The 19,413-nt window shown below is 35.2% G+C and carries 13 protein-coding genes; 3 read left to right on the top strand and 10 right to left on the bottom strand.

Features of this window, described 5'->3' with window-relative positions; translation table 11 throughout:
* Positions 1-68 precede the first annotated feature (68 nt).
* Positions 69-944 (top strand): Cof-type HAD-IIB family hydrolase, encoded by an 876-nt coding sequence (locus F5ESL0225_RS02585; protein WP_122024544.1) that lies wholly within the window; start codon positions 69-71, stop codon positions 942-944.
* Between the two features lie 8 nt (positions 945-952).
* Positions 953-1,474: a hypothetical protein gene (locus F5ESL0225_RS02580; protein ID WP_122024543.1), complete on the top strand. Its 522-nt coding sequence runs from the start codon at positions 953-955 to the stop codon at positions 1,472-1,474.
* A 183-nt stretch (positions 1,475-1,657) separates the two neighbouring features.
* Here the strand turns inward: F5ESL0225_RS02580 and F5ESL0225_RS02575 are convergent, their stop codons facing one another.
* The 7 genes from F5ESL0225_RS02575 to F5ESL0225_RS02545 form a co-directional block, all read right to left on the bottom strand.
* Positions 1,658-2,314: a hypothetical protein gene (locus tag F5ESL0225_RS02575; RefSeq protein WP_122047792.1), complete on the bottom strand. Its 657-nt coding sequence runs from the start codon at positions 2,312-2,314 to the stop codon at positions 1,658-1,660.
* 244 nt (positions 2,315-2,558) lie between these two features.
* Positions 2,559-2,870, bottom strand: coding sequence for a YxeA family protein (locus F5ESL0225_RS02570; protein ID WP_122021491.1), 312 nt, complete (start codon positions 2,868-2,870; stop codon positions 2,559-2,561).
* 328 nt (positions 2,871-3,198) lie between these two features.
* Complete coding sequence (tpiA, locus tag F5ESL0225_RS02565; RefSeq protein WP_122021490.1) at positions 3,199-3,954, bottom strand: triose-phosphate isomerase; 756 nt, start codon at positions 3,952-3,954, stop codon at positions 3,199-3,201.
* Positions 3,955-3,976: 22 nt separating this feature from the next.
* Positions 3,977-5,188 carry a phosphoglycerate kinase gene (gene pgk / locus F5ESL0225_RS02560; protein ID WP_122047791.1) on the bottom strand — a complete coding sequence of 404 codons (1,212 nt, stop codon included), beginning with the start codon at positions 5,186-5,188 and terminating at the stop codon, positions 3,977-3,979.
* Positions 5,189-5,288: 100 nt separating this feature from the next.
* On the bottom strand, positions 5,289-6,305 hold the full coding sequence (gene gap, locus F5ESL0225_RS02555) for a type I glyceraldehyde-3-phosphate dehydrogenase (protein ID WP_090093108.1): 1,017 nt from the start codon (positions 6,303-6,305) through the stop codon (positions 5,289-5,291).
* A gap of 62 nt (positions 6,306-6,367) precedes the next feature.
* On the bottom strand, positions 6,368-7,399 hold the full coding sequence (locus F5ESL0225_RS02550) for a sugar-binding transcriptional regulator (protein WP_122024541.1): 1,032 nt from the start codon (positions 7,397-7,399) through the stop codon (positions 6,368-6,370).
* 482 nt (positions 7,400-7,881) lie between these two features.
* On the bottom strand, positions 7,882-9,408 hold the full coding sequence (locus tag F5ESL0225_RS02545) for an SH3-like domain-containing protein (RefSeq protein WP_122047790.1): 1,527 nt from the start codon (positions 9,406-9,408) through the stop codon (positions 7,882-7,884).
* 172 nt (positions 9,409-9,580) lie between these two features.
* Between F5ESL0225_RS02545 and F5ESL0225_RS02540 the strand changes: the two genes are divergently transcribed.
* Complete coding sequence (locus F5ESL0225_RS02540; RefSeq protein WP_118897981.1) at positions 9,581-11,017, top strand: APC family permease; 1,437 nt, start codon at positions 9,581-9,583, stop codon at positions 11,015-11,017.
* Positions 11,018-11,327: 310 nt separating this feature from the next.
* On the opposite strand, the gene F5ESL0225_RS02535 is transcribed toward F5ESL0225_RS02540, so the two are convergent.
* From F5ESL0225_RS02535 to F5ESL0225_RS02525, 3 genes are all read right to left on the bottom strand, one after another.
* Complete coding sequence (locus tag F5ESL0225_RS02535) at positions 11,328-13,226, bottom strand: BspA family leucine-rich repeat surface protein (protein WP_122047789.1); 1,899 nt, start codon at positions 13,224-13,226, stop codon at positions 11,328-11,330.
* A gap of 214 nt (positions 13,227-13,440) precedes the next feature.
* Positions 13,441-16,833, bottom strand: a complete 3,393-nt coding sequence (locus tag F5ESL0225_RS02530) for a DUF1542 domain-containing protein (RefSeq protein WP_122047788.1) — start codon at positions 16,831-16,833, stop codon at positions 13,441-13,443.
* A 705-nt stretch (positions 16,834-17,538) separates the two neighbouring features.
* A complete protein-coding gene (locus F5ESL0225_RS02525) occupies positions 17,539-19,275 on the bottom strand; it encodes an SH3-like domain-containing protein (protein ID WP_233551855.1) in 1,737 nt (578 codons plus the stop codon).
* Between the last annotated feature and the right edge of the window lie 138 nt (positions 19,276-19,413).

Below are 19,413 nucleotides of genomic sequence, written 5' to 3'. Positions count from 1 at the left end.
CAAATATAATCTTAATAGACAGAATATTTATTACCTTATAGAATTATTAGGAAGGGGAACATTTAACCTTGATTAAATTAGTAGCTTGTGACCTTGACGGAACACTGTTCAATAGTAGTTTAGACATTTCCGGCGAAAATATTGCCGCAATTAAAGCAGCCCAACAAAATAATATTGAATTTTTAATAGCAACTGGCCGCTCACCTAAACAATCACGTCAAGCAATTAGAAAATATGGGTTACAGACCGGTTTTATCAATATTAATGGCGCCTTAGTCTATGATGCTAATGACCAATTACAAGTCAAACATGCCCTTCCTCAATCAAAGGCTAAGCAAATTGTCGCTATTTTAGAACGACATCAACTTTATTATGAACTTGTAACTGCCGATCAAATTTATTCTACGGACACAAGCCAGCGGATTGCTAATTTAGCACGATCATTGATGCAATTAAACGCTGAACTAACTTTTAAAAAGGCCGTAGCAATTGCTGCTGGGAGTAATGCGATGTTAAGCATGAAATTTGTAGCTAATTTTACCGAACTTTTAAATGATCCGCAAATCGAAGTCATGAAAATTATTTCTTTTAATGCTAATGGGCAACAGGCATTTACGCAAGCCAAACAAGAAATTGCTGCCTTAGGCGACCTAGCGATTACTTCTAGCGGTCCCGTCAATATTGAAATCAATGATATTCACGCACAAAAAGGACCAGCTTTACTTGATTATGCTCACAAGAAAAAAATCAAGCGGGAAGAAATTGCAGCTATTGGAGATAATCTAAATGATTTAAGTATGATTCGCGATGCAGGTGTCGGTGTAGCAATGGGCAATGCTGTTCCTAAAATTAAAGAAATAGCCCAAGTAACTACTAAATCAAATGATGATCATGGTGTCGGTTATATATTAAGGAAGTTTATTAGCGCAAATGCTAAGGAATAGGAGTCGTTATGCGCTATTTATTGGAACTCAATCAACAACAAGAATATGGGCAAATTCCTGTCGCCAATGAAAATGGCAAAATTCGCTACATTATTGAAGGTAACTTGAATAATCCTAATCATACCCTATATTTAAAAACGGTAAATGGAACAGAAATTGGCCGCTTATATGCTGATGGTAATGGTCTAATCTCCTCTTTTACAATTGATGTGGTCAATCATTCGCTGGTTAAGGTCAAGCATCTGAATAATAACCTGGCCAATCTTTTTTATATTACAAGGTTAAATTACCTTGTCACTGGTAATATCAAAAATGGACGTTATAAATTTTTAACTGGCGTCAAAAAAATTGCTACTGTTCAAACCACTATGGTTAAGATTGGCGTGGTGCTAACTTGTAAAATTTCACGTCCAGAAGACGTCCCCTTTATCCTCTTATGCGCAACCCTTTTTACTCAATGGCACACAACTCCCTTACGCTTGCCTACCTTTCCACCAATTGGCCCGCGGTATAATGTGAATTTTAACTAATTTACCGCTACAAATAAAAATTAGCTCCATTACAAATTCCGCTCCACAGAGTTACTAAAACTAGGGGCGGATTTGTTTTACTTTCAATTACCTAATAAATATTTTATCTTTAATTTCTTATAATTCGCACAAACAAAAGGGTCTTACTTAAGTAGTAAGACCCTAAATAACTATTTAACTAACTTATTTGTTTTTTGATCTAAGCAAAACCCATTTACTATATTCCATATTCTTGAATTGGTGCTTACCATACTTATCAGCTAATTCCTTAGTACGGAAATATTGTTGGGTAGCTGCACCAACATGTGGATTAGCTTCAAAAATAACAGTTTCCTTTTTGCCATTTAGTTTTTCAGTTCTAGCCGCAAAAGCGAAACCATTATCAATTGACTTTTTACCAACTGGAGTAACAATAATCCAGTCAATGCCGTTTACCTTCTTTTTACTTACACGAACGTACTTATTTAATTCTTTAGCATTCTTAGCTTGCCAATCAGCAGACATTTGCCATGGATACTTATTAGTTCCCTTTAATTTTGCACTTGTAACTGCTTTAGCATATTCACCACTTCTTGGTGACCCTAGTCCAGTTTTATGAAAATCTAATGGCTCCATCCGTAAAAGATCATTACTATACCATTTACCAGCCCACTCTTTAGGGAAGGTATATGACTTACCAAAAGCAACTTTAACTGCTTTAGCTTGTTTACTTGGCTTAACCGTCTTAGCTTGCTTAGCAGCCGCATGAGATGTTTGGGCTTGCATAGCACCTAGGCTAGTAGCAGTAGAAACACCAATTGCAGCAGCTGCCAATACAGTTAAAATTTTATTACTTTTCATTTTTTATCTCCTAATAAATTTTTATTATTCTTAGGATTATACCACAGGTAATTTGCGATACAAGCCAATTGGACCACAAAACTTAGATGTAAGGTTATAGTAAACAAACGGTCATATTAGTAATCAAAAAGATACAATAAAATTACTGGCATTCATAACCTAATTTGCTTAATAGCAGTCATAGCACGCCCTCTTACTTCTTAGACCTATTAAAGACGATATTCACTATAGTATCTTTAGTTATTCATTCCATAGGCATTTGCTTTTCTGCAATATAGTCAACTAGTTTGACATACTGCCCTTTATGTTGAATCGCAATGTACTCTTTTGAGGCATCATAGCCACCAACAAAGTTTAATTTGTAGGGTAACTTCTTGCCGAATTTATTAACAGCTTGAACATTATAATATTTTTGCGTGTTTTTAGGCACCTGAGCATAAGAAATTTCCGTTTTTAATAAAGGGTTAAAATAATCAGTATATTTATTATGAATTAAAAATGGAAAAGTCAATAAAACAGCTAAAGTAGCAATCATTGAACAAAATATTTTTTTCATTTTCAAACCTCACTTTTATTAATTTTGATTTTTTTATTATTTAATTTAATCATGTAATCACATTATCACCAAACATTTGGACCATGTGGTGTCACCATAATTATGGCTACTTAATTTAAAGCCTGTTAATATAGCATTTTCTTAAAAAGAAATTTATCATTATTGAGGCCTTGGTTGCATCTTACAAGCAGCAACTTTATAAAAAAATTAAAAAAAGGAAGCAAAAATATACTTTACTATCTATACTAATTACTTTATTATTGCCCGGTATTTCAATAAAAAAACAGCTATTACACTATGCAATAGCTGTTTTTTTAGATTTTATAACTTAGTCTTGGTAATTAACTAAGTCTAAGTATGAATCTGCTTTTAAGCTGGCTCCGCCAACTAAACCACCATCAATATTTGGCTTAGCCATTAATTCCTTAACGTTAGCAGGATTAACTGAACCACCATATTGAATGCGAACATTTTCAGCAGTTTCATTATCGTATAGATCTCTAACTGTATCGCGAATGGTTTTACACATTTCTTCAGCTTGATCTGATGTTGCAGTTTTACCAGTACCAATAGCCCAAATTGGCTCATAAGCAATTACCAAGCTTGAAACTTGGTCTGCAGTCAAACCATTTAAGGCAGCCTTAATTTGACCAATAACCCATTCTTCTTGCTTATTAGCTTCACGCTTTTCAAGTGATTCACCACAACAAAGAATTGGGGTAATGTTATTGGCAAATAATGCTTTGGCCTTCTTATTAATATCTTCATCAGTTTCGTGAAAATAATCCCGACGTTCTGAATGACCAATAATGCAGTAGTTAATACCCATTTCTTTAAGTACCTTAGGTGAAGTTTCACCCGTAAAAGCACCTTCATTTTCAAAGTAGGCATTTTCTGCACCAATCTGTAAATCAGAACCTTGAGCTGCTTTTTGTAAAGCATCAAGGTCTACAGCTGGAGCACAGATTAAGGATTCAACTTTACTTGCTTGGGGTAACTTATCCTTAACGGCAGTCGCAAATGCAACAGCTTGTTCAGGATTCATATTCAATTTCCAGTTACCAGCAATAATTGGTGTACGCATATCTTAAATTCCTTTCTGAGAACTATTTATCTGAAATGCAGACAATTCCAGGTAATTCCTTACCTTCAAGGTATTCAAGTGAGGCACCACCACCGGTTGAAATGTGGGTGATCTTAGGAGCAATTCCTAATTGTTTAGCAGCTGCAGTTGAGTCACCACCACCAATAATCGTAGTGGCATCAGTTAATTCAGCTAATGACTTACCAACTTCTAAAGTACCTTCGGCAAAGTTTGGCATTTCAAAGGCACCCATTGGTCCATTCCAAACAACTGTCTTAGCATCTTTTAAGATTTCTTTGAACTTTTCAACACTCTTAGGACCAATATCAAGTCCCATCATGTTGTCAGGAATATCATCACCAACAACTTCACGAGCAGCATCATTTGAAAATTCAGTTGCTGCTAAGTTATCAACTGGTAATACAATCTTACCATCAGCATCGTTTAGCAATTGCTTAGCCAAGTCAACCTTATCTGGCTCAAATAATGACTTACCAATGTTATGACCTTGAGCAGCTAAGAAGGTATAAGCCATCCCGCCACCAATTAAAATGTGGTCTGACTTTGGAATTAAATTGGTAATAACATCAATCTTGTCAGAAACTTTCGCTCCACCTAAGATAGTTACAAATGGGTGAACTGGATTAGCTACGGCATCGCCTAAGAATTTAATTTCTTTTTCCATTAAGTAGCCAGCTGCTGCAGGCTTGCCAGCCTTTTTCATAGCTTCGGCAATACCAACGTTTGAAGCATGACTTCTGTGCGCAGTACCAAAAGCATCGTTTACGTACATGTCGCCAAGAGCTGCCCAATATTCACCAAGAGCGGGGTCATTCTTACTTTCACGCTTGCCAAAGTCATTATCAATGTCTTGAAAACGTGTATTTTCAAGAACTACGACATCACCATCTTGCATGTTGTTAATTGCATTTTCAACTTCTTGACCTTCATTTTCAGGTACAAAGGTTACTGGCTTCTTCAATAATTCACTTAAGCGTTCAGCAATTGGCTTAAGTGACAATTCTTTTTTATCATCAGCAGTCTTTACTCGGCCTAAGTGACTAAGTAAGATAGCCTTACCACCATTATCAATAATATAATTGATGGTAGGAAGGGCGGCAACAATACGGTTGTCATCACCAATTACACCGTCTTTAATTGGCACATTGAAATCAACACGAACTAAAACCTTTTTATCTTTTACATCAAGGTCTGAAACAATTAATTTAGCCATCTATATCCTCCGATAACTTAATTATTTTAATGATAAGAAAAAAGGCGGAAGGAAGAATTTCCCTCCGCCTTCTCTTTTACTACTTTAATTAATTTAAAAATTAAAGAGTAGCAAATTTCAACAAAGTACGAACCATTTGGCAAGTGAATGAGTATTCATTGTCGTACCAAGCAACAGTCTTAACTAATTGGTTGTCACCAGCAGTGGTTACCATAGTTTGAGTTGGGTCAAAGATTGAACCAGCAGTCATACCAACGATATCACTTGAAACAACTTCATCATCGTTGTAAGCAAATGAGTCACTTTCGTATTTCTTCATTGCTGAGTTAACTTCATCAGCAGTTACATTCTTGTCAAGAATTGAAACTAATTCAGTTAATGAACCGTCAGTAACTGGAACACGTTGTGCGTGACCGTTAACTTTACCGTTCAATTCTGGAACAACAAGACCAATAGCCTTAGCAGCACCAGTTGAATGAGGAATAATGTTAACAGCAGCAGCACGGGCAGCACGCTTGTTACCACCACGAACAGGTCCATCCAAAAGCATTTGAGTTGAAGTGTAAGCGTGGATAGTAGTCATAGTAGCTACTTTAACACCAAATTCTTTTTGCAATGCATCAACCATTGGTGCTAATGAGTTAGTAGTACATGAACCAGCTGAAACAATAGTGTCGCTAGCATCTAAAGTGTCATCGTTTACTGCGTAAACAATAGTCTTCAAGTCGTTGCCAGCAGGAGCTGAAATCAAGACTCTCTTGGCACCAGCATCAAGGTGAGCTTGTGACTTAGCCTTGCTGGTGTAGAAACCAGTACATTCAAGAACAAAGTCAACACCATCGTTCTTAACCCATGGAATGTTTTGAGCTTGTGGCTCAGCGTATACACGGTAGTTTTTACCATCAACAACGATTGAATCTTCAGTAGCTGAAACTTCGTGGTTGAAAGTACCATGAGTTGAGTCATACTTCAATAAGTGAGCCAAAAGTGCTGGAGTAGTCAAGTCGTTAATAGCAACAACTTCAATATCCTTTGACTTTTCGCCTAAATCCATAATGCGACGAAATGCTAAACGACCGATACGGCCAAAGCCGTTAATACCAATTTTAACTGTCATATTCTAAAGTCCTCCTTAGGAACTATGTAAGAACTACATACATCTTTTATTTTAAACGAGAATTATTTCTCCTTTAAAATCTTATTTGAGGCACCTTCATCAGTTATTAGCCAGGTTTGATGAGGTGCATTAGGCATATAAGCATTGATTGCTTTAGCCTTATGGCTCCCGCAAGCAAAAGCAAATATGTGGGGTATTTTATTTAGATTCTCGAACTGCAAGCCAACCTGTTGCACGCGGTCGACAATCTTACCTTTGTTATCGAAGAAACACCCAAAACATTCGGTAACGACTCTTTTTTCCCGCAATTCAGATAGCCGCATTGCGTTATAACCTCTGCGTCGAGCCATATCATGAGCAAGTCCAATGCCGTGAATTAAAACATCTGTTTTAGAAATGTCTTCTAAAACATCAGCCACGGTAGATTCACGAATTAGCGATTTATAAGCTGCGGTTGAAACTTGCTCGGGCAAATACAAGGTCTTGTATTTGCCACCAGTTGCCGCAGCCATTTCTTGAACAATTGTATTGCTTTGAATAGCAACATTTTCGCCCAAGGCACCACGACCAGGAACAAACTCTAATTGCCGATTTTTCCCTAAACTTTTAGACAAATTTTTAGCAGATTTAGCAAGTGCTGCCCCACCAAGTACGGTAATAATCGAATGACCTAGTGGTAAAAGCAAGTCAAGCGCTGCATTGAGCTCTTCACCCATTCTTTCAAAAACTAGTTCTTGTAAATCACTATCACCTGGTACAATGATTGTTCGTTCAATGCCCAGTTTACGTGCCAAATCAATTTCGGTTTCGCGTGCATTAAACAAACGGTCAATCAGTGGTGCTGCATCTTGCAGCATCTTCTCGCCCTTCTCTGTCATAAACATGCCAAAATTCTTAATTTCGATTAAACCGAGATCACGAAGATTCTCTGTTTCCGTTCGCACGTTTCTTTCAGAAAGACCTAATGCCTGAGCCACACTTCTGCGACCAACGGGCGCATTCAGCGATATCTGTTCAAGAACAAGATATCTTTGCCGAAAAACTTTTAGTATGTCAGGAACGAGAGCTTCAAGCACTGGAAATTCCGCGTACATCAACTTCTCTCCTTATCTTGGGACGTAAATTGACCCATCAGTTGTCATTTTTTGTCCCGCTTTGCCTAAAAATATAAGAGAAACGTGGACTAATAGATATTAAATCTCCCATTTCTCAATCGACATCTATAGTATAACAACCAATTTTAAATAATTCAAGAAAAACAAAGTTATACAAGATAACCAAGTTCTCCTTGAACTTAATCATACTACAACTTTCTTTTTTAGTGCTAAAAAAAGATTTCATTTTTCCTTCTTTTTCTGCTATAATAGCTAAAGTATTGTTTGGGTCCTTAGTGTAATGGATCGCACGTAAGATTCCGGTTCTTAAAATCTGAGTTCGACTCTCAGGGGACCCATTAAAATAAAAAGCTAAGTATAGAAATACCTACTTAGCTTTTTTATTATTTATTTTTGCCAAAAGTGCCATAGACTTATATTTTGAAAAAAACAGGCTCACACCAATGAGCCTGTTTTTAAACTTAATTAATTTTTCCTGCTGTTAATTCACCTCGTTGGGCAAACTCAACATATAACTTACCCTTATCGGCCGACAAGCCTTCAATTTCACGTTTAACATGTAAATGATGGGTTGCTTGATAAGTACCATTTTCTGCAACTTTAAAAATGTAATCATTAAAGCCAATAAAGAATTGACGGTGCTTTTTATCATAGGTAAAGCCTTGGACGGGCGAGCCATTGCTAATAAAATTACCTTTAGTAGCACCAACTTGAATAGGAGTCCAAGTATCACCTGAACGAGTTACTTTCCAATATTCATAGTAATTATTAGCACCATTATGAAAGAGACAATACATCGTGTTGTCATCCGCAAATGTCGCATTATGAATATAACGAGGTGAGGTACCACTCCAAATACGAAAACTCCAAATTTGATTAATCTTCATGTCAGACTTGCGAATTTGCAATATTTCTTCCGAATTATTTGAATTTCTGGACTTGTTATCGTTGGCAATTACATAAATATAATTCTCTGATGAACCAATCGCTTGGCCATGCCCCAACTTAATATATGGACTGACTTTAATATTAGCGGCATAGTGCTTAAAAGTTGACCACTTAAGTTGCGGTAAATTTTGTGCCTTAAATTTATTTATCTGATTTAAATTATATGAAACAAGGTGTCCATAAGCAGCACTGCTAGAATTAAAAACTGCAACCGTAAAATTAGCGTCCTTAACCGTTATTCCTTCTGGAATTACCCCAACTTGTCCCATCTTATCTGCGGCCTTATTATAGTCAAGGCTGACAAATCGTGGTTGAAATAGTATTGTTTTCAAGGTTAAACCATTACTTCTAAAGGCGTTGGCTCTAGTCTCTAACCTAAAATTATGGGCAGCATTCCAATTACGAGAAGAAGATGGAGAGCTACCTTTCCAAGTCGAAACTTCTTTAGGTCCGTTCATTGGACGTAAACCAGCCCGAGCAATCCCTTCATTCTTATCAGAGCGAACTACAACGTCAACGCTGGCCTTAGCCGAACCATAAGTGTATTCAACTGTCGTCTTACCTGGTGAAGCAGAATTTATACTAGAATGAGAGATTTTTACTTGGTTAAGATCAATGGCTGTTCCTTGAGCATCTGTAACATAATTAATCGCATCTTTAGGATCAAAAGTAAAGGCACTGTTTTGGACTAAACTAACATTTTTGGCAACCGATATTTGATTGCAAGCAAAAAAATCTTGTTTTACCCATCCTACCGGCCGCCCATCTACAATAATTTTCCAATACTCTCCTTTTTTAGTAGAAATTGACTGTTTGGACTGAATTTGAGCAAATTTAAAATATTTAGTAGAAGAAAATTTACCGGCAGGTCCCTTCTTTGAAACATGATGGTAAATCGGATAATTTACATTACCAGCAATTTTAGTAACAGCTTTATGATAAGTCTTAGCACTTACAGCTGAATTATTACTTCCAATAAATAAAGCAATAACTAAAATTAAACTTGTAAGAAACGCTAAGTTTTTAATTCTTTTCTTCATTATATACCCACCTTCTAAAACTATATATGTATTTTTGCATAATTATTAATTATAAGCAATAGATGTATTATGTTATCTAATTATTTATTTAAGCTATAAAATGATAGATTTTTTTCTTTGTCTAGTTTAAAATAAACTAGTTATTATAGTTTTCATTAGGAGCATTAATTTTATGATTGAATCAGAAAAAAATTCAAAAAAAATGATGTGGACCACCCTAGCAATCATGGCCTTTTCGACCGTGTGGGGATTTGGTAACGTAGTTAATGGTTTCATCTACTTTGATGGAACAAAAGTTATTTTTAGTTGGATTTTAATTTTCCTACTATTTTTCGTTCCATATTCATTAATGGTCGGCGAATTAGGATCTGTTTTTAAAGATTCCGAAGGTGGCGTTTCTTCTTGGATTAACGCTACCATGGGACCAAAATGGGCTTATTACGCCGGGTGGACTTTTTGGGCAGTCCATGTTGTTTACATTTCAAGTAAGGGTACCGGTGGATTAAGGAGTATGGCTTGGGGCATTTTCGGTAATACTAATTGGTATGATAGTTTACCTACTGCCTGGACCCAATTAGCTACTTTAGTTGTCTTCTTATTCTTCTGCTGGGTAGCTAGTCGCGGTGTCCCAGTTATTAAGACTTTGTCAACAATCGCTGGATCATCAATGTTTATAATGTCTATTTTATTTATTTTGATGATGTTTGCCGCACCAGCAATTAATCCTCACGCAGGTTTTATGAACATAAGTTGGAATGTGAAGAATCTTATCCCTGACTTTAACGTTAAATACTTTACTTCCTTATCTATTTTAGTTTTTGCCGTAGGGGGTTGTGAAAAAATATCACCTTACGTTAATAAACTGAAAGACCCTTCAAAGAATTTCCCTAAAGCAATGATTGGTTTAGCCATAATGGTTATGGTCTGTGCCATTCTGGGAACAATTGCTTTAGCAATGATGTTTGATCCAAAAGTTGTTAATAATAACCTTAACGAGTACATTTCTAATGGACCTTACATGGCCTTCAACAAGTTAGGTGAATATTATGGGGTTGGCGGCTTATTCATGTATATCTATTCATGGTGTAATGTGATTGGTCAATTCTCTACGTTAGTATTGAGTATTGATGCCCCATTGAGAATGCTTTTAGGTAGTAAAGAAGCGAAGGACTACATACCTAAAAAATTACTCAAAGTTAACAAGCATGGCGCATATATTAATGGTATCTGGATGATCGTCATTCTATCCGGTGGTTTAATTGTCTTCCAAGCTCTACTACCTGATGCGCAAGCAGTTATGGCTCAATTAATTAAGCTTAACTCAATTGTGATGCCAATGCGTTATTTATGGGTATTTGTGGCTTACATTGCTTTACGTAAGCAAATCAAAAAATTCCATACCCCTGGTAATTACCAGATGACTAAACATCAATGGCTAGCATATTCTGCTGGTTTCTGGGCTTTCTTTATTAATTTTGCTTGCTGTCTTTTGGGAGTTTACTCAACCGATCCAGTAACTTTAACGCTAAACATTGCAACACCGATTGTCTTGTTCTTACTCGGGTTAATTTTGCCGGCTATTCGCAATCATCAAGAAAATAAAGCTTAAGCCCAAAGGGCATTTTAAATTGATTTACTTTAAGAACTCATTCTGACCTATAGTCGGAGCGAGTTCTTTTAGTTTGTACTAAAATTCCATTTGAAAGTAAAACTTTAATATAATTCCCTCAATGATTAAACTCACAATTTACTGATAATTTCGCACATGAACAACTTCTTTAAAATTACAGCTAATTACTATCATTCAGCACCTCAACTTCAAACTGATGTTGTTACGCTCTCATAAAAAGTGGCGCCAACACTAAACCCGCAAATAGCTGATTCGCTGTTTGCGGGTTTAGAAAATATTGCTTCATTATTTAAAATTGTTTAGCAAGGTGCCAGACTACTCCGCCAAAACTTACTAATAATAAAATGCCTCCTAATAAAAAATATAGATTCGCCAGTTTCTGATCGGTGCCAGTCTGTGGTAAAGAATTGTTAGGTGCAGCAGGATGAAGATGCCTTGAGTTAGTAGGTCGAGCTAAGTGATTAACCTTAATCGCCAATTGCTTTTTTGCTTTATTAACTGGGCAAGCTATCTCATAATGACCCAAGTCAGGATCAGTATTCTTAGGTTTCTCTATAATAGAAGCACCAGATTGAGGGCTATCACTAGTAGTAGATTTGGTATACACATAAATAACTACTTGAGGCTGGTCAGTAAAAAATCCAGTCGCATTATCTGGCCGAGTTTTTAATTGATAACCAGCTATTTCCTTGCTCATTGAAATATAGCCGTCGCCAACATTACCGTGAAGAATCTCATCTGAGGCTATTGTATTACCCTGTGCATCCTGATAATGAATTATTATATCAGCGCCTTTAAGTGGGGGCCTACTAGTGCCACTATCCTTTAGCAGAGAATAAACATAGATGACTTCTTGTTCAAATATGCCAAATTTTCCCTGAGCATTGCTAGGCTGGTATTTAAGATAATACTGTGCAATGTTCTTAGGTGTGGTTACATAATTTTCACCAAGTTTCCCAGTTAAAATATCATCCGGCGCTAGCGCTTGATTATTTTCATCAACGTATTTGACTCTGATAACTACATCTGAATCAAGACGAACATAGGTATCCGCATCTTTTTCACCGTGATAGTTTTGCTCTAAATCTGCTGCCGCAAAAACTTTACTACTCTCTGGGGAATTAATCGTACCGCGACCAACATTAGCCCATTTACCACCAGTAGTTGAAAAATAGGTTCTCTGCAAATCAGTAATTTCCGTACCCAGATGAATAATCTTTAACTTAGGTAGCCCCAACATCCAAGATTTGTCCGTAACTTGTTTAGTATTGAAATTTCGAATATTTAATTCTACTAAACTGGCACAATTATCAAACATTGCCATCATACTAGTTACTTTAGCAGTATTGAAGTTGCTCAAATCCAGCTTAGTTAAACTTTTACAAGAATTAAACATAATTTCCATTGTTTCAGTATTTGAAGTGTCAAAATAGCTTAAGTCGAGCTGCTTCAAACTATAGCAATTATGAAACATCCATCTCATATTCTTAACTTGGGCCGTATTAAAGGATGCCAAATCTAATTTAGCAAGACTTTCACACCCATTAAACATACCACCCATATTAGTAACCTGGGCCGTATTAAAGGATTGGATCTTTAAGCTTGTCAAATTACGGCAGTTATTAAACATATCTGACATATCAGTAATTGCCGTAGTATCTACCAGATTTAGCCCTTCAATTGTAGTCAAATTCGGCAATGAGGCAAACAGATAACTTGCCGATCCAGTGATTGTTAAAGGAGCCGTAATTTTTATACTTTTGATATTATTTCGCTCTTGTTGGAGTACTCGAGAAATTGGTAATGGATTATTAACTAGTCCCCCGTTAATTGTCACTACACCCGTAGTTTGATCAAAAGCTAACTGTGAATTTCCCCATTGAATCGGTGCTAGGGCTAGCCTAGGAATAGGCGGATCAGTTTGCAATTCTGTAGCAATTTGACTAGACTCTTGTCTAGATACATCACTTGTGCCTTGATCTTGGTTTGATTCAAAATAATTAATTTCTTCATTATTACCATTATCTTCACTGGATTGGATCTGATAAGATGTAGCTGCTGCTTGGTCAGTTGCACTAATATTCTGGGTATCTGCTTTAATGACATCAAAGCCAATCATGAACAAGACAAATACGTATATACTAATAAATAATAACTTTGCTTTAAATAATTTTTTGTTTACATACATATGAAATATCTCTTTTTAAATAATATAACTCAAGGCACTATAGTTGGGATAATTATTTAACAAAGTATACATAACATCTATTAAATATGCAAGTATGTATACAAAATATATACAAATATATTATTTTTAATTTAGTAAACTTTGTAACAAAAAAAGCGATAAGCCTTAATAGCTTGTCGCTTCTTATCAATAAAAATTAATATATAAAGTACTATTATTTATTACTTGACATGATTGGTAATACCTCTAAATGTAATTTGTTTACATCTAAGCCATTATCTTTTATTAAATTTCTCAATAAATCTAATAATTTGCCTGAAATTTTAATATTACTTAAAGCTATATCACCATTAAATAAATCTTCAGTATTAGTAGATAAACTTATATTAAAATTACTTAAATCTAAATCTGTTAAACCAGAGCAGCAATAAAACATATCATACATATCAGTAACTTTATCAGTATTAAACTTACTCAAATCTAACTTAGTTAACTGCTTATCACCTGCAAACATTTCTCGCATATCTGTGACATTAGAGGTATCAAAACCATTTAGGTCTAATCCTGTCAATACACTGCAGTCGCCAAACATTCCATGCATATCAGTAACTAATTTCGTACTGAAATCTTTTCCAAATGTTATCTTACTTAAATTGAAACATTTCTTAAACATACTATGCATATCAGTAACTTTGTTAGTATTAAAGCTACTTAGATCTAATTCCTTTAAATCCTTACAACCATAAAACATTGATTGTATACTAGTAGCTTCACTGATATCTAATAATGATAAACCATCAATTTTTTGTAATTTATGTAAACTACTAAATAATTCATCAACTTTACCAGATAACTTCAAATTTCCTTCAATTGAAATGCTGGTAACTTCATCTGGATCAATATTTGCTGTGTTCAAAGCAGATAATATTGTTGCAGGATCTTTAATAGTTGTAGTACTACCTTTTATTTTCAAGACACCATTGATTAAAGTTAAGTCTAATCCTTGCCATTTTATGTTTTTAGGAGCAGCGGTATTAATGTTATTAGTCCAATCGCTTTGCGTTTTTGCAATCATTTCTAGACTAGTAGCATCATTAATTGCCTTTTTAGCATCTGTTGCAATATTATCAACATGAGCTTGCATTTTGGCTTTGTCTTCATTTGATAAGATACTCTTACTAATATTATTTTTAGCTTCCTTAACAACATCATCAATCGCTTTAGCAGCTAATAGTTTAGCATCTTTTAAAGTATCGGTTGGTACAAACTGTTTAATAGTGCTAATCCATGAATTAGTAATTTTCACAATATCAGCTGATTTAGTTTGTTCATCATTAATTATTTTTTTAGCAGCTGTTACAGCATTAGAAATATGTGTTTTTGCCTTAGTTTTGTCTGCACTTGGCAAAGTACTATTATCAATTTGCGCATTAGCTGCTATTGCTGCATCTTCAATTGCATTAATCGCTGCATTTCTAGTATTATTTAACGGATCCACTGGAACTTGTTGCTTGATTTTAGCTACAGTCTGCGCCTTTATTTGTAAAACTTCTTCAACTGTATTACCTTGTTCAATCGCAGTCTTACCTTCACTTAAGGCCTTGTTTACTGCATCGATTGCCTTGGACTTGTCAGTATCAGATAATTTAGAAGTCATAATCTGTGCTCTAGCTTCATTTGCGGCATCTTCTAAAACGTTAACTGCTGCAGCTTTAGCTTCTTTCAAGGTATCTGCTGGAACTTGTTTTCTGATTTCACTTACAGCCTTAGCCTTCATCTGTAAGACTTCTTCAACTGTTTCCCCTTGCTTAATTGCAACTTTACCTTCACTTAAGGCCTTGTTTACTGCGTTAATTGCCTCGGACTTGTCAGTATCAGATAATTTAGAAGCCATAATCTGCGCTCTAGCTTCATTTGCTGCATCTTCTAAGACACTAGCTGCTGATGCTTTAGCTGCTTTCAAGGTATCTGCTGGAACTTGTTGCTTGATTTTAGCTACAGTCTGCGCCTTTATTTGTAAAACTTCTTCAACTGTATTACCTTGTTCAACAGCAACTTTACCTTCACTTAAGGCCTTGTTCACTGCATCAATTGCTTTAGCCTTATCATCTTTTGATAGACTGGAAGAGGTAATTTTTAATCTAGCTTCATTTGCGGCATCATCTAAGACACTAGCTGCAGCAGTTTTAGCTTCTTTCAAGGTATCTGCTGGAACTTGTTTTCTGATTTCATTTACAGCCTTAGTCTTAATTTGTAAGACTTCATCAACTGTATTACCTTGTTCAACAGCAACTTTACCTTCACTTAAGGCCTTGTTCACTGCATCAATTGCTTTAGCCTTATCATCTTTTGATAGACTAGAAGAAGTAATCTGTACTCTAGCTTCGTTTGCGGCATCATCTAAAACACTAGCTGCTGCAGCTTTAGCTTCTTTCAAGGTATCTGCTGGAACTTGTTGCTTGATTTTAGCTACAGTCTGCGCCTTCATTTGTAAGACTTCATCAACTGTATTACCTTGTTCAATCGCAGTCTTACCTTCACTTAGGACCTTATTCACTGCATCAATTGCCTTAGCCTTGTCGGCTGCAGATAAATTGGATGAAACAATTTTTAATCTAGCTTCATTTGCGGCATCTTCTAAGACACCAACGGCCATTAATTTTTGATCTTCTAAGGAGTCACCTGGCTTAGTTGTATCTTTAGCATTAACATTAGCAACACCATCTTTTTGAGCTTTAGCAATTTCTTCAATTGTCTTGGCATTGTTAATTGCAGCCTTAGCTTGACTAGCTACAGCATCAACCGCTTTATTAGCTGCTGCTTTTTGTGCATCAGTTAAACTAGCATTCTTATCGATTCTGGTCTTAGTTGCTGTTGCTGCATCATCAATGGCCTTAGTTGCAACTGCTTTAGCATCTTTCATGGTATCAACTGGATTATTAGTATTGCCTGTACCAGTATTCGAACTTGAACCAGAATTATTTGTATTTGTGTTGTTAGAGCTTGGGTTATTAGTATTTTCAGCTGGTTTATTGTTATCAGCTGGTTTATTAGTATCTGTTGCTGGCATGTTCGTCTTGTTGTTTGGAACTTCTTCGGCAACTTTCTTAGCCAAAGCCTTTACCGCAACATAACCCTTACCAGTTGAGTAATACTTTTTACCCTTAATAGTTACAGCAGTACCATAAACTTTAACGCTTTGCCCTTTACGTAACTTGCTATTTTTAATTACTTTACCGCTTCTAGCATACAAAGCTACACTCTTAGCAAGCTGACGGGTTTTACCATCAAGGTTAGCAGCCTTAACATATTGGTCTTTACCAATACTGTAATATGCCACACCAGCAATGGTCTTTTTACCATAAGTCTTAACTTTCTTACCAGCACTAATAGTCTGCTTAGTCTTAACTACTTTTTTACCAGCTTTTTTGTAAACAGCAGAAGTTGCACCAACAACCTTGGTTTTTGCAACAACTTTCTTAGCTGATTTTACTGTAGCAGCGCTAACATTATTAGTAGCAGTAGTGCTTTCAGTAACTCCAACGGATAATAGTGCAGCACCAGCTACAGAAATTATCATTTTTTTATAAAAACTATTTTTACTCATTATTTCTAAACCTCACAAACCTAAGCAAGTTATTAACAGTAACTTAAGTAGCAAGCATTAATTAAATTGTAAAAATTCTGTTATCTTCATTGCGTGTGTAATTTACCATTACCAATGTGACTATTTATGTTAGATTAGTCATCTTATACACATGTATAATTAAAAATCTATCCCTTTCAACTGCCACTATTATTAGAGCCAATTATCATACAAAGAAGTAACCAAATTAATGCTTAGCGCTTACTTTACTGTTAAAGCAGTTGCTCACAGCAAACACTTTTCATTGGTGATAATTTGTTATAAATAGTTAATGAATATACAGACAACTGTGCAATTATATCTATACATCAAAAACTGAATATAAAATTACTATGTTTATGTTAGCTCTATCAGCCAAGTAGTTGAAGTTTATATAAAATCAAATTTAATTAGCAATATAAAAGGGTACAAATATACATATCAAATGTTATTTTTAAATAATAATCAAGCGCTTAAATTTGCTTATATACCAAAGATTCCAGTATACGCTTTCAGAATATAAATTGATATAATAATTAATTATTTATGTCAATTATTGGATTTTTTTAAGTTTTAATAACATTTATTATTAAATAGATTAACCTTTTAATAATTTTTTATTTTTAGCAAGCTTAAATTTTAGAAACAAAAAAAAGAGCTTTTTAGCTCTTTTTTTGTTTCGACTACTTACTTAATAGCCATACTTTCTAATAATTCTGCTCGTTGAGCCAGATTAACATATAATTTATTCCCACTAACTGACATTCCCTCAATTTCGCGTCCAGTATCGAATGAGTAAGTTTGCTTTAAAGTACCATCACGACCGAGTTTAAAAATTAAATCATTAAAAGCTAAATAGAAATTTTTGTGTTTAGGATCATAAGTAAGGCCTTGGCAGGGGGCATTGTTATTAACAAAACTACCACTAGTCTTACCCACTAATTTAGGATACCAATTATCACCACTGCGTGTTAATTGCCAAAATTCATAGCAATTATTTTTAGTATCACGGTAAACGGTGTACATCTCATAATCAGACATCATTACTCCATTTTGGAAATAACGCGGATTAGTTTGATCACCAACCCAGGTTTTAATTGTCCAAATTTTATTGATTTGTAAGTCACTTTTACGTATTTGAATTAATTCTTCTGAATCAGGTCGTCCATCACGAATCGTATTTATATTATTTAAAACATAAATATATTTATCACTAGCCCCCATGGCTTGACCATGCCCAATTGGAATATATGGACTAACCTTAATATGTTTGACATAATTGTTAAAAGCTTTTTGGGACATATCAAGTAAGTGTTGCGCATTATAAGGACTCTTTAAATTATTTAAGTCATAACCAACAATATGGCCATTATTTAAGTTTGTATGACTTAAAAGACTAGTATAAGCCCAACCTTGTGAAACAGTTAATCCTTCTGGAATATGCCCTACACGGTTAATATTATCATCACTTGGATCTTTAACACTTAACAAAACAGGTTGATAAAAGCGCGTTCTAAGTGTTAAGTCGCCACTAGTTAATTCGCGCGAATCATTTTCGGGGCTATATTCATTAGGGCTGATGTAGTTAACAGAAGAACCATAATGTGTTTTCCAAGTTTTATAGTCATTAGTCCCTTCCTGGGCCGGAAAAGAATTGACTACTTCAGCGTCAGCAATACCTTCTGTAGTACTCTTTCTGACGGTAACTTTTACGGTCGCAGAAGTATCACCGTAAGTATATTTAACTTTATAAGTTTTAGGAGTAGCGCAATCAATACTATCTCTTGAAACCTGAACTTGTTCATTATCGATTACTGTACCCATGCCGTTAGTTACGTATGAGATTGCATCTTTAGGGAAAAAGCTATAATACTCATTACGTACCAGACTTACAGTCTTGGGTACGGCAATTTGATTACGGGCAAAGAATTTTTCATTAACATAGCCTACTTCACGACCGTTTACATATATACGCCAGTAGCGATTTTTCTTAGTTTCAATTAATTGATCTGATTGAATATGGCTATAACGATAGTTAATTCCATCAGCGATTTTTTTGCTAACTTTACCATCAACTACATCTTGCCATACCGCATAATTCTTAGTACCGGCAACTTTAGTCATCATTGAAAAACCTGTAATCGTTTGCTTAGGTTTAGTTTTTCTTTGGACTGCTGACTGATTATCATCAGTCTTATCCTTGTCAGAGCTATCAGTCTTATCCCTGTCTCGACTGTTTGAATCATCACTATCAGATTTAGTATCATCAACTGACTTACTAGCATCATCTTGCTCTTGATCTTGCCTTTGTGCTTGCGAATCACTTGCATCTGCCGCTAGAACTGAAACAGTTGCTAATTGACTTGAAACAGCAAAATTTGACAATAATAGTGTAATCGCAGCTAATTTTTTAAAAAGCTTCAAAATAGTTCCTCCAAAATTTTAAATTCACTTTATATTATAATATAAAAATAACATTACAGAGAATACAAATTTGATACACTTTCATTGACAGCACTTAATGTAAGTGATTTAATTAGCACTGTACTATTTAGAGTGCTA

This window comes from Lactobacillus sp. ESL0225 (assembly GCF_003692905.1).
Classification (GTDB): domain Bacteria; phylum Bacillota; class Bacilli; order Lactobacillales; family Lactobacillaceae; genus Lactobacillus; species Lactobacillus bombicola.
Note: the sequence above shows the minus strand (reverse complement) of the source record. Positions and strands in the feature narration are given on the sequence as shown.